This is a genomic window from Aquamicrobium terrae (assembly GCF_052978165.1).
This window is the reverse complement of record NZ_JBRKLZ010000001.1, coordinates 2,815,063-2,827,502: the sequence shown is the minus strand read 5'-3', so window position 1 is coordinate 2,827,502 and position 12,440 is coordinate 2,815,063. Positions and strand designations below refer to the sequence as shown.

12 protein-coding genes are annotated in these 12,440 nt (G+C 65.4%); 1 reads left to right on the top strand and 11 read right to left on the bottom strand.

Translation table 11 applies throughout. From position 1 onward, the window contains the following. Window positions 1-57: 57 nt before the first annotated feature. The 8 genes from rpsO to rimP all read right to left on the bottom strand — a co-directional run bounded on the left by rpsO (window position 58) and on the right by rimP (window position 8,768). The gene (rpsO, locus tag ACVCNR_RS13840; protein ID WP_035023415.1) at window positions 58-327 is read right to left on the bottom strand and encodes a 30S ribosomal protein S15; all 270 of its coding nucleotides are present in this window, start codon (window positions 325-327) and stop codon (window positions 58-60) included. A gap of 198 nt (window positions 328-525) precedes the next feature. Continuing rightward, a complete protein-coding gene (gene corA, locus ACVCNR_RS13835; protein ID WP_354196509.1) occupies window positions 526-1,617 on the bottom strand; it encodes a magnesium/cobalt transporter CorA in 1,092 nt (363 codons plus the stop codon). A 67-nt stretch (window positions 1,618-1,684) separates the two neighbouring features. Next, window positions 1,685-2,638: a tRNA pseudouridine(55) synthase TruB gene (gene truB, locus ACVCNR_RS13830; RefSeq protein WP_354196508.1), complete on the bottom strand. Its 954-nt coding sequence runs from the start codon at window positions 2,636-2,638 to the stop codon at window positions 1,685-1,687. Further along, entirely contained in the window at window positions 2,638-3,042 is a 405-nt protein-coding gene (gene rbfA, locus ACVCNR_RS13825) for a 30S ribosome-binding factor RbfA (RefSeq protein ID WP_354196507.1), read from the bottom strand. Before rbfA ends, truB begins: the two co-directional genes overlap by 1 nt. 188 nt (window positions 3,043-3,230) lie before the next feature. Further along, window positions 3,231-5,807, bottom strand: a complete 2,577-nt coding sequence (gene infB / locus ACVCNR_RS13820; protein ID WP_354196505.1) for a translation initiation factor IF-2 — start codon at window positions 5,805-5,807, stop codon at window positions 3,231-3,233. Further along, entirely contained in the window at window positions 5,804-6,454 is a 651-nt protein-coding gene (locus tag ACVCNR_RS13815) for an RNA-binding protein (RefSeq protein WP_354196503.1), read from the bottom strand. The genes infB and ACVCNR_RS13815 overlap by 4 nt, the downstream gene beginning before the upstream one ends. A gap of 32 nt (window positions 6,455-6,486) precedes the next feature. Then, window positions 6,487-8,079, bottom strand: coding sequence for a transcription termination factor NusA (gene nusA / locus ACVCNR_RS13810; RefSeq protein ID WP_354196501.1), 1,593 nt, complete (start codon window positions 8,077-8,079; stop codon window positions 6,487-6,489). Window positions 8,080-8,117: 38 nt separating this feature from the next. After that, window positions 8,118-8,768, bottom strand: coding sequence for a ribosome maturation factor RimP (gene rimP, locus ACVCNR_RS13805; protein ID WP_354196499.1), 651 nt, complete (start codon window positions 8,766-8,768; stop codon window positions 8,118-8,120). Between the two features lie 275 nt (window positions 8,769-9,043). On the opposite strand from rimP, the gene ACVCNR_RS13800 reads away from it, so the two are divergent. Continuing rightward, entirely contained in the window at window positions 9,044-9,208 is a 165-nt protein-coding gene (locus tag ACVCNR_RS13800; RefSeq protein ID WP_354196497.1) for a hypothetical protein, read from the top strand. Window positions 9,209-9,310: 102 nt separating this feature from the next. Here ACVCNR_RS13800 and ACVCNR_RS13795 read toward each other — a convergent pair whose 3' ends face one another. The 3 genes from ACVCNR_RS13795 to ACVCNR_RS13785 are packed head-to-tail and all read right to left on the bottom strand — an operon-like array spanning window position 9,311 to window position 12,255. Beyond that, a complete protein-coding gene (locus ACVCNR_RS13795) occupies window positions 9,311-10,855 on the bottom strand; it encodes a tripartite tricarboxylate transporter permease (protein ID WP_354196495.1) in 1,545 nt (514 codons plus the stop codon). Between the two features lie 12 nt (window positions 10,856-10,867). After that, the gene (locus tag ACVCNR_RS13790) at window positions 10,868-11,353 is read right to left on the bottom strand and encodes a tripartite tricarboxylate transporter TctB family protein (RefSeq protein ID WP_354196493.1); all 486 of its coding nucleotides are present in this window, start codon (window positions 11,351-11,353) and stop codon (window positions 10,868-10,870) included. Continuing rightward, on the bottom strand, window positions 11,350-12,255 hold the full coding sequence (locus ACVCNR_RS13785; RefSeq protein ID WP_435521573.1) for a Bug family tripartite tricarboxylate transporter substrate binding protein: 906 nt from the start codon (window positions 12,253-12,255) through the stop codon (window positions 11,350-11,352). The genes ACVCNR_RS13790 and ACVCNR_RS13785 overlap by 4 nt, the downstream gene beginning before the upstream one ends. Window positions 12,256-12,440: the final 185 nt, after the last annotated feature.

Sequence of the window (12,440 nt, the reverse complement as noted above, 5' to 3'; positions counted from 1 at the left end):
TAGGAGGCCCGGATGCGCGGCCGGCGGGTGCCTTGCGACACCCGCCGGCCAAACAGGTCAGCGACGCAGTTCGAGCTTCTCGATCAGCGTCTGGTAGCGCGCCTCGTCCTTGCGCTTGAGGTAGTCAAGCAGGCTGCGGCGCTGCGACACGAGCGCGAGAAGGCCACGACGGGAGTGGTTGTCCTTCTTGTGGTCCTTGAAGTGCTCGGTCAGGTTCTTGATACGCTCCGAGAGGATGGCGACCTGCACTTCCGGCGAACCGGTGTCGCCCTTGGCAGTTGCAAACTGCGCCATCAATTCTTGCTTGCGTTCGGCAGTGATCGACATCGAGCTTTTCCTTTATATGTTGGAGGAAACGGGACGCCTCGAGCCGGGATGTCGTCCAGCACAGGCCACTCAATTCGCGGCAAAACCCACGATACAGCGGCGCATATAGTGCAATTGATTGCAAAAAGCCAGCCCGATTCGGAATGGCTGGCCTGCGCCGGCCTTTCCCTTCCCGGCAAGGAGAGAAGGAAGGAGGCGCTACAGCCACTTCCTCCACTTGAAATAGCCGAACAGCGCCAGGGCGACGGCCACCATGAAGACGAGTGCCGCCGGATAGCCGTAGTAGGCGCGCAGTTCCGGCATGTTCCAGGGCGAAACGTCCGGATCGAAATTCATGCCCCACACGCCGACCAGGAAGGTCAGCGGAATGAAGATGGTCGACACGATGGTCAGCAGCGAGATGACATCGTTGGTGCGGGCCTGGGTCAGGGAAAGGTGCATCTCGATCAGCCCGGTCAGCGTATCGCGCTGCGTCTCGATCAGTTCGATCAGGCGCATGGCATGGTCGAGCGTGTCGTTGAGGAACACCTTGGTCTCGTGCGTCACGAACGGATCGTCATTGCGGATCAGTGTTGCCAGCGCATCCCGCAACGGCCACAAGACGCCCTTCAGCACGAGGATTTCGCGGCGCAGGGCGTGAAGCTCCTGCATCTGGCCCTTTTGCGGGCCACCCAGCATGCCATCCTCGATGCGCTCGATGTCGTCGCTGACGGCCTCTATGGGCACGAAATAGCTGTCGACCACCGCGTCGATCAGCGCATAGGCGAGATAGTCGCCGTGACGCGCCCGCAAACGGTTCGGCCCGTCGGCACAGATGCGCTTGCGCACCGGGCCGAACGGGTCGCCCTCGCGCTCCTGGAAGGTGATGACGAATTTCTCGCCGAAGAACACGGCGATCTGCTCATAGCGGTTCAGGCTGGCGTCATCGACCATGCGCAGCGCGACGAAGACGTGATCGTCGAAGAAATCCACCTTCGGCCGCTGGTCGGCATTGATCACGTCCTCCATCGCCAGCGGGTGGATGCCGAACAGCCTGCCGATCTCGCCGATGGTGGCGACATCGGCAAGCCCCACGCAGTCGAGCCACATCAGCGGCCAGTCCTCGCGGTTGGCGGTGATGTCGGTAACCGTGGCATTGCGGATGGTCCGGCACTTGTCCGGCGCGACCAGCATCAGGTCGAACTGCGTCGAGCGGGCGGCGGGATCGGCGATCAGGGTGCCGGGTGCGGCCCCGACCGGCGTGCGCCGCTTGCGCCGCCGGTGTCTCCCCGCCTTGCCTGTCTTCGCCATATCTGCTCCCGGCTGCCGCAGAAAATGCGGCAACCTTACCCGCTTGAACGATCAGTTCAAGAACGGCTCAGCCCGCGAACACCCGCTTGGGCTTGAACAGGCCCTGCTCGATCGCGCCGATCGCCACCAGCCGGCCACGTGCGGTGATGCAGGCCTCGTCGGCCTCGACCGGCGCATCGCGGCCACGGATGACCACCGGATTGCCGAGCCGGATGCGATGTGCCGCATCGTCGCCGACAGCTACCTGCGGCAGGCTTTCCAGCGCCGCCAGCGTATCGACCAGAAGATCGTCGAGCGTAGCGAAACGGGCGCCGGGGAGGCGTTCCTCGCCCTCGGCGGGCGGCGGCGGAACGGCGGCTTCCAGCTCCTCCAGCGTGACGAAGTCGTCGGGGGTGAAGGGATAGACCTCGGTGCGGCGCAGGTCGGCAATGTGGCCGAAGCAGCCGAGGTCGCGGCCCATGTCGCGGGCCAGGCTGCGCACATAGGTGCCCTTGCCGCATTCCACCTCGAACACGGTCTTGTCGGCCTCATGCGAAACGATGTCGAGGCGCACGATCTCCACCTCGCGCGGCGGAATATCGACCGTCTCGCCCTCGCGGGCGATGTCGTAGGCGCGCTCGCCGGCGATCTTGATGGCCGAGAACTGCGGCGGAATCTGCAGGATCACGCCGGTATATTTGGGCAGCAGCGCGCGCACCTCCTCTTCGGAGGGACGCTTGTCTGCGGTCTTGGTCACCGGGCCTTCGAGGTCGTCGGTGGAGCGTTCCTCGCCCCAGGCGACGGTGAAGCGGTAGACCTTGGCGCCGTCCTGCACATAGGGCACCGTCTTGGTCGCGTCGCCCAGCGCAATCGGCAGCATGCCGGAAGCCAGCGGGTCGAGCGTGCCGGCATGGCCGGCCTTTTCGGCCTGGAACAGCCACTTGATCTTGGACACCGCCTCGGTCGAGCCAAGCCCCACAGGCTTGTCGAGCACTACCCAGCCGGAAACCGGCCGGCCCTTCTTCTTGCCTCGGCGCGCCACTATTCCTTGTCCTCGTCCTCTTGACCGAGATCGCGCGCCACCTCCGGCGAATGGAGCAGCTCGTTGATCTTCTGGAAATTGTCGTAACTGGTATCCAGCCGGAAACGGAATTCCGGCATGTATTTCATCTGCCTCAGCGCCGGCGACATGCGGCCGCGAATGAAGCGGGCATGCTTGTTGAGCGCCGCGATGACGGCGGCATCGTCCTTCGCACCCAGCGGCGCGACGAAAGCGGTGGCGATCTTGAGATCCGGCGACATGCGCACCTCGGAGACGGAAATCACCGTCGTCTCGATGAGATCGTCGCGGATCTCGCCGCGCTGGAGCATTTCGGCCAGCGCATGGCGCACCTGCTCGCCGACGCGCAGCATGCGCTGCGAAGGGCCTTTGCCTGTATTGGACATGTTTTCAATCCTGAACACGCGGGGCCGGAATTGGACCGTACCCCGCCCGAAACATTAAAGCGCCGTGCGCTTTAAGTCATTGTTTCCACGCAATTCCGGACGCAAAACCGCTTCGCACTTTTGCTGGAATTGCTCTAAAAGAATGGCGGCCGTACCGGCCGCCACTCGCAAAGCTGCCTGAGGACAGTTTACAGTTTCCGCGCCACCATTTCGACGCGGAAGCATTCGATGACGTCGCCGACCTGGATGTTCTCGTAGTTCTGGAACGCCATGCCGCATTCCTGGCCGGCCGGGACCTCGGAGACCTCGTCCTTGAAGCGCTTCAGCGTCTTCAGCGTGCCCTCGTGGATGACGACGTTGTCGCGGATCAGGCGCACGCCCGCACCACGCTCCACCCTGCCTTCGGTGACGCGGCAGCCGGCGATCTTGCCGACCTTGGTGATGTGGAACACCTCGAGGATCTCGGCATTGCCGAGGAAGGTCTCGCGGCGCTCGGGCGAAAGCATGCCCGACATCGCATCCTTGATGTCGTCGATCAGGCTGTAGATCACGTTGTAGTAGCGGATCTCGATGCCCGCGGCCTCGGCGGCCTGCCGCGCCTGCGCATTGGCGCGGACGTTGAAGCCGATGATGACGGCCCCCGACGTCTCGGCCAGCGAAACGTCGGTTTCGGTGATGCCGCCGGCGGCCGAATGGACGATGCGCACGCGCACCTCGTCCGTGCCGAGTTCTTCCAGCGCCACGTTGATCGCCTCGACCGAGCCCGACACGTCGCCCTTGATGACCAGCGGGAACTCCTTGAGGCCGCTCGACTGCATCTGCGACATCATCTGCTCCAGCGAGCCGCGCTGGCCGGCATGCTTGGCAGCCGCCTTGTCGCGAGCCTTGCGCTGGCGATATTCGGTGATCTCGCGGGCACGGGCCTCGTTGTTGACGATGGCGAAGCGATCGCCGGCGCGGGGCGTGCCCTGCATGCCGAGGATTTCGACCGGCATGGACGGTCCGGCCTCTTCCACGTGCTCGCCGCGGTCGTTGACCAGCGCGCGCACGCGGCCCCACTCGTTGCCCGCCACGACGATGTCGCCGGGCATCAGCGTGCCGGTCTGCACCAGAACCGTCGCCACCGGACCACGGCCCTTGTCGAGCTGCGCCTCGATGACCACGCCTTCCGACGTGCGGTCCGGATTCGCCTTAAGGTCGAGGATCTCGGCCTGCAGCAGGATCGCCTCGAGCAGCTTGTCGATGCCGGCGCCGGTCTTGGCCGAAACCTCGACATCCAGCACCTCGCCGCCCATGGATTCGACGAACACCTCGTGCTGGAGAAGCTGGGTGCGCACCTTCTGGGCATCGGCGGCCGGCTTGTCGATCTTGTTGATCGCCACGATGATCGGCACATTGGCCGCCTTGGCGTGGTTGATGGACTCGATCGTCTGCGGCATCACGCTGTCGTCGGCCGCCACCACCAGAACGGCGATGTCGGTGGCCTGCGCACCGCGGGCGCGCATGGCGGTGAAGGCAGCGTGGCCGGGCGTGTCGATGAAGGTGATCTTCTGACCGTCCTTCTCCACCTGATAGGCGCCGATGTGCTGGGTGATGCCGCCGGCCTCGCCCGACTGGACCTTGGCGTGGCGGATCGCGTCGAGCAGCGACGTCTTGCCGTGGTCGACATGGCCCATGATGGTGACCACCGGCGGGCGCGACACCAGGTCCTCGGCGTTGTCGGCGATGTTGAACAGGCCTTCCTCGATGTCGGAATCGGCCACGCGCTTGACGGTGTGCCCGAACTCGGTCGCGACCAGTTCGGCCGTGTCGGCGTCGATGACGTCGCCCGGCTTCATCATCTGGCCCTGCTTCATGAAGAACTTCACCACGTCCACGGCGCGCTCGGACATGCGCTGCGCCAGTTCCTGGATGGTGATGGTTTCGGGCAGTGTCACTTCTCGCATAACCTTCTCGCGGGGCTCCTGATACATGGCCCGCTTGAACTTTTCCTGCCGCCGGCGCATCGCCGAAAGCGAGCGCGAGCGGGCGTCGCCGTCCTCGGAGGACAGCGCGCTGTTGAGGGTGAGCTTGCCGCGACGACGGTCCTCGTCGCCCTTGGCCTTGGCCGGGCGTGCGACTTCCGGCGTCACGATGCGGCGCGGCGGCACGCTGGCGGGAGCACCGCCGGCACGCTTCACCGGCTTGGCCTCTTCCTCTTCTTCTTCGGCTGCCTGCGGCTGCGGCGCGCGGCGGCGCGCCTCCTCCTCGGCCCGGCGGCGGGATTCGGCCTCGGCCTGGAGGCGGGCCTGCTCTTCCGCCTGACGGCGCGCGGATTCCTCGCGCTCGCGCTGGCGGCGCTCTTCTTCCTCGGCCCGGCGACGGGCTTCCTCGGCGGCGCGGGCGCGATCTTCGGCCTCCCGCGACTGGGCGCCCTGAAGCGCCCGGCGGCGGGCTTCCATCTCGTCGCGCGACAGCTCGTTCAGCACCAGCCGCTCGGCAGGCTGCGGCGGCGCGGGCGGCGGCGTCACCTTAGGCGTCTCCTTGACGGCAGGAGCCTCCTGCGCTGCCGGAGCCTGCGGCTTCGGCGCGAACACGGAAGGTTCCGGCTTCTCGCCGGGGATATTGAACTTGCGCTTCTTGGTCTCGACCACGACAGACTTGGTGCGGCCATGCGAGAAGTTCTGGCGCACAGTTCCCTGTTCCAGGCCCGGGCGCTTCAGCGTCAGGGTCTTCTTCGGCGTCACGCTCAAAGTCTTGTCGTCGCCCGATTTCGTATCGCTCATTCCCAATCCTCTGCGGCATCATCCTCGCTGACGACGGCCGCAAGCATCGCCAGATCGTCCGGGGATCCGCCCCGGTAACGGTCGAGCGCAACCATGCGCTGCTGAACCGCCCTCCCCGCGTCGGACGCGAGGACGGCAGCATGTATCACATTTGTGCCCCCCAATGCCAAACCCAATTCGGCCTCGGGGAAAAGTTTGTAGGCACGGATCGCGGGGCCACCCAGATGCACCGTGGCGCGGCGGGCCTGGCTGATCTTGCGCACGCCGTCTTCCGCAGCTTCCCTGGCATGGAGAACGAGAAGCGCTGCGCCATTGCGCACCGCATCCTCCACCTTGGTTGCGCCGGAAACGACCGCGCCGGCCTTGCGGGCAAGCCCAAGCATGCCCAGAGCTGACCGTGCCAGCAACCCGTCGACCATGGCGCCGAGTTCCGGCGGCACTTCGACCTTGGCCTTGAAGGCGCGCGAAAACAGGTTTTTCGCCGCCGCCTTGTCTATATGTAGGCGATCGGCACTCACCCAGCAACCACGGCCGGGCAGATTCCGCTTGAGATCAGGGACGACGACCGAATCCGGGCCGACGACGAAACGGATCAGTTCATCCGTTTCGGCGGTCTTCCTCGTGACGATGCAGGTGCGATCGTTCATATCCGGCAAATGGCGTCCCGATCCTCATCACGTCACGCTTCGGCTTCGGCGTCGGCCTCATCGGGGGCCTCGGCTTCGTCCTCGGTGATCCAGCCGGCCTTAAGGCGGGCGGCCATGATCATCTGTTCGGCCTCTGTGTGGGAGATGCCGTGGGGAGCCAGCACGCCGGGATAGACCTTGGTCTCACCGTCCTTGCGCTCCTTCCAGCCGGCGAGGTCGTCGGCGGCATAGCCGGCGAAGTCCTCGACTGTCTTCACGCCGTCCTCGCCGAGCGTCACCATCATGGCGGTGGTGATGCCGGGGATCTCGCGCAGCTCGTCCTCAACGCCGAGCTCCTTGCGCCTGGCGTCGTGCTCGGCCTCGATGCGCTCCAGATATTCGCGGGCGCGGGTCTGGATCTCGGTCGCGGTCTCCTCGTCGAAACCGTCGATGGACGAAATCTCGTCGCTGTCGACATAGGCGACTTCCTCGACGCTGGTGAAGCCTTCCGACGCCAGCACCTGGCCGACCATCTCGTCGACGTCGAGCGCATCCATGAACAGGTTGGAGCGTTCCACGAATTCCTTCTGGCGGCGCTCGCTTTCCTCCTGCTCGGTCAAGATGTCGATGTCCCAGCCGGTCAGCTGCGAGGCGAGGCGCACGTTCTGGCCGCGCCGGCCGATGGCCAGCGAAAGCTGGTCGTCCGGCACCACCACCTCGATGCGCTCGGCATCCTCGTCCAGCACCACCTTGGCGACCTCGGCCGGCTGGAGCGCGTTGACGATGAAGGAGGCGGCCGAAGGCGACCACGGGATGATGTCGATCTTCTCGCCCTGAAGCTCACCGACCACGGCCTGAACGCGGCTGCCGCGCATGCCGACGCAGGCGCCGACCGGATCGATGGAGGAATCGCGGGAAATCACGGCGATCTTGGCGCGCGAGCCCGGATCGCGGGCCACCGACTTGATCTCGATGATGCCGTCGTAGATTTCCGGCACTTCCATGGTGAACAGCTTGGCCATGAACTGCGGATGGGTGCGCGACAGGAAGATCTGCGGGCCGCGCTGCTCGCGGCGCACGTCGTAGACATAGGCGCGCACGCGGTCGCCATATTTGTAGATCTCGCGCGGGATCAGCTCGTCGCGGCGGATGATGCCCTCGCCACGCCCGAGGTCGACGATGACGTTGCCGTATTCGACGCGCTTGACGGTGCCGTTGACGATCTCGCCGATGCGATCCTTGTATTCGTCATACTGACGGTCGCGCTCGGCCTCGCGCACCTTCTGGACGATGACCTGCTTGGCCGACTGGGCGGCGATGCGGCCGAAGTCCATCGGCGGAAGCTGCTCGGCGATGAAATCGCCAAGCTGGGCGTCGGGATTGCGCTCACGCGCCGTAAGCAGTGCGATCTGCGTGGCGTAGTCCTCGACCGTCTCGACCACTTCCATCAGGCGCTGCAGCTTCATCTCGCCGGTCTGCGGGTTGATGTCGGCGCGGATGTTGGTCTCCAGGCCGTAGCGCGAACGCGCCGCCTTCTGGATGGCGTCGGCCATGGCGTCGATGACGATCTGCTTGTCGATCGACTTCTCGCGCGCGACCGCATCGGCAATCTGCAGCAGTTCAAGCCTGTTTGCGCTTACAACCATGTCTTTCTCCCTGAACCGGGCCGCCCTTTCGCGACGGTTCAATCAGCTTCGTGTTCGTTTCCGTCTTCGGCGTCCTCGGACGCCTCGTCGGTTTCGCCGTGGCGTTTCTTCGCTTCCTTGCGGGCGCGGTTGTCCTTCGACAGCGCATCCCGGATGAGGTCGTCCGTAAGGATCAGACGGGCCTCGGCAATGGTCTCGAAAGGCACGCGCACCGAAGGCTCCTCGCCATAGGCGGGCACGTCGCGAAGGACCAGAATGCCTTCGTCGTCCACCTCGGTGATACGGCCCTTGAAGCGCTTGCGCTCGGCAACGAGGGTCGAGGTCTCCATCTTGGCCAGATGGCCGAGCCATGTGGCGAAGTCGCTCTTGCGCACCAGCGGCCGGTCGATGCCCGGCGACGACACCTCGAGATGATACGCCTTTTCTATGGGATCTTCCACATCGAGCGCCGGCGAGACGGCGCGGCTCACCTCCTCGCAGTCCTCGACGGTCATGGTGCCGTCGTCGCGCTCGGCCATGATCTGCAAGGTAAGGCCGTGCTGGCCGGACAGCCGCACGCGCACCAGCCGGAAGCCGATGCCGCGCAGCACCGGCAGGATGATCGCGGCGATGCGCGCCTCGATGCCGCTTTCGCGGATGATGCGGTCGTCGCCTGCGTCTTTACCTGCGATGTCTTCGCTAGCCGTCATGGATACCGTCTCGGGTTCCTGTCGAAAGGCAGGTAACAAAAAAGAGCGGGACCGGATGGACCCACTCTTCGTCATACCGACCAAGAATTTGCGCCGTATATAGAGGAAATCCGCGCAAGGTTCAATAGCGCCCGCCGATCGGGGGCATTTTGCCCAGATGTGCAACCAGTGCAAGGCTCGCATGCGCTATACGCTATGGCAAAAACAGCCCCTCGCGCCTATATGCATGTTGCACCGCACAAGAAAAATTAGGCGGTGCAGCAAAGGAACCCAAAATGACCCGCTACAAGCCGTTCAACCGAATCGGCAATTTCTTCGGGATGATGGGCAGCGCCATTGCCGCCGCCAATGCCGTGGAGCGCGGCGTGAAGCCCGAGGCTCATCACCTGCGCAAGCTCGGCATCGATCCGAAGCAGTTCGGACAGATCCATCTCGGCTGACATGCCGGCCGGCAACCGGTCCATCTATCCGGTTCAATGTATGAAGGGCGCCCGTGAGGACGCCCTTTTGTTTTGGCCGCTGCTCCAGGCGAACCGATCCGCTCAATCCTCGTCGGTGGCAAGCTGGGCGAGCATCTTGCCCTTGCCCCGGGCGCGCAGATACAGCGGCAGGACCACGGCCAGGATCGCCAGCACCCAAAGCAGAATCGCGATCCACGAATGGAACAGAGCCATCGGGTCGCCCTGGCTGATCTGCAAGGCCTGCCTCAGGCTCTTTTCGGCCATCGGCCCGAGGATGAGGCCGACCACCACCGGGGCGATGGGATAGCCGAAGCGGCGCAGCCCATAGCCGAGCAGGCCGAACAGCATCAGCAGGAGCAGGCCGAAGGAGACCGGCGCCGGGCCGAGGAAGAAAGTCGAGCCGTCGGCGCCGATGGTGCCCAGCGTGGCGAAGACCAGGATACCGGCATAGAGCCATGGCTTGGGGATCGACAGCAGCTTCACCCACAGGCCGATCAGCGGCAGGTTGAGCACCAGCAGCATGAAGTTGGCGACCAGCAGGCTGGCGATCAGGCCCCAAACCAGCGGCGCGTTGGTGGCGAACAGCAGCGGGCCCGGCTGGAGGCCGAACTGCTGGAAGCCGGCCAGCATGATCGCCGCCGTGGCCGTGGTGGGCAGGCCGAGCGTCAGCAGCGGCACCAGCGTGCCGGCGGCCGACGCATTGTTGGCCGCTTCGGGGCCGGCCACGCCCTCGATGGCGCCGGTGCCGAATTCCTCCGGATGCTTGGAGAAATTCTTCTCCGCCGAATAGGACAGGAAGCTGGCGACATCCGCGCCGCCCGCCGGCATGGCGCCGATCGGGAAGCCGATGGCGGTGCCGCGCAGCCACGGCACCCATGAGCGGCTCCAGTCCTTTCGGCTCATCCATACCGAACCCTTGACCGATTCCACCTTGTCCTCGCCGGTGGCGCGCTGGGCGACGACGGTAAAAGTCTCGCCGATGGCGAACAGTGCGACGGCCAGCGTGGTCACGGAAATACCGTCGAACAGATTGGGCATGCCGAAGGTCAGCCGCGCCTGTCCGGTAAGCTGGTCGATGCCGATGAGGCCGAGCGCCAGGCCGATGAACAGGGCGGTGATGCCGCGCAGCGTCGATTCGCCGAAGGCGGCCGACACCGTCATGAAGGCCAGCAGCATCAGCGCGAAATATTCGGACGGGCCGAAGGACAGCGCGAACCTCACCACCGTCGGCGCGATGAAGGCGAGGCCCAGCGTCGCGATCAGGCCAGCCACGAAGGAGCCGATGGCGGCGGTGGCGAGCGCCGGCCCTCCCCGGCCGGACCGCGCCATCTTGTTGCCCTCCAGCGCGGTGACGATGGAGGCGCTTTCACCCGGGGTGTTGAGCAGGATCGAGGTGGTCGAGCCGCCATACATGCCGCCGTAATAGATGCCGGCGAACATGATGAGCGAGCCGGCCGGATCGAGCTTGTAGGTGACGGGCAACAGCAGCGCCACGGTGAGCGCCGGACCGATGCCCGGCAGCACGCCCACCGCCGTCCCGAGCGTGACGCCGATCAGGGCATAAAGCAGGTTGGACGGGTCCATGGCCACCGCAAGGCCATGGGCGAGCAAGCCGAATGTATCCATGGCGCGCCCCCGTCAGAACAGCCGTTCGAGCGGGCCGGCGGGCAGCGTGAGCTGCAGGCCCTTGGCGAACATCAACCACACGAGCAGCGCGAAGACCACGCCGATGGGAAAGGTCATCCACAGCGGCCCCTTGCCGAAGGCGCGCGCGGTGGCGGCGAACAGCAGGCCGGTGGAAAAGGCGAAGCCGATCGTCTTCATGGTCAGCATCTGCGCCACCAGCCCGCCGAGCACCCACAGCATGGGCGGAAAATCCTGCACCTCGCGCGCGGGGAAATGGCCCCGCATCGCCTCGATCGCGGTCAGGATCGACAGGAGGAACAGGCCACCGGCGATGATGTAGGGAAAGGTCTTGGGGCCGACCGGCGAATAGCCGGCCACGCCACCGGCCTGCGACGTGCTCCAGGCGATGACGATGGCGGCAACGGCGAGTGCCGCCGCTATGACCAGCGCCGCCTTGTCGGGGCGGCGCTGGGTGTTGCGCGAACCGGAGTCGCTCATTTGACGAGGCCGATCTCTTTGAGGATAGCGGTGGTGTCGTCGGTGTCCTTCTTGAGCTGTTCGGTGAAGGCGTCACCGGCCAGATAGGTATCGGCCCAGCCCTTTTCCGCCAGGGTCTTCTGCCAGCTCTCGGACTTCGCCATCTTCTCGATATCGGCCAGAATCGTGGCTTTCTGCTCGTCGCTGATGCCGGGCGCGGCAGCCACCATGCGCCAATTCTGGATCGAGACGTCGACGCCGCCTTCCTTGAAGGTCGGCGCATCGATGCCCTCGACCCGCTCGTCGCTGGAGATGCCGATGATGCGCAGCGTGCCCGCCTCGATCTGCGACGCGAACTCGCCATAGCCGGAAATGCCGACGGTGACCTGGTTGCCGAGAATGGCGGCCAGCGCCTCGCCGCCGCCGGAGAAGGCGATGTAGTTGACCTTGGTCGGATCGACGCCCACCGCCTTGGCGATCAGGCCCGCGGTGATGTGGTCGGTGCCGCCGGCCGAGCCGCCGCCCCACGAAACGCCGCCGGGATCGGCCTTCAGCTTCTCGACCAGACCCGCCATGTCCTTGATGTCGGAGGCCGCCGGGACCACGATCGCCTCATATTCGCCGGTCAGCCGCGCGATCGGCGTCACCTGGTCGAGCGTGACCGGCGAGCCGTTGGTGAGGATCGCGCCGACCATGACGTAGCCGCCGACGATGAGCTGCGAAGGATCGCCCGACGACTGGTTGACGAACTGGGCGAGGCCGATGGTGCCGCCGGCGCCCGGCACGTTCTGGACCTGCACGCTGCTGGAAATCTTTTCATCCTGAAGGGCCGCCTGCATCGACCTTGCGGTCTGGTCCCATCCGCCGCCCGGCGCGGCCGGAGCCATGATCTTGTAGTCCTCGGCCATCGCCGGAAGGGCCATGGCGCCGGCAATGATGGATGCCCACACGAACTGCTTCACTGCATTTCCTCCCTTGATACCCGCCGCTGCGGGCTGACACGCATGCGCCGGCTCCCGTCCGGCGGCCGGCCCGTCGCGGACCTCAACCGCAACGTGACATCAGACGCACACGGGCGCAAGCACCCTCGTCCGAAGGTCCAAGATGT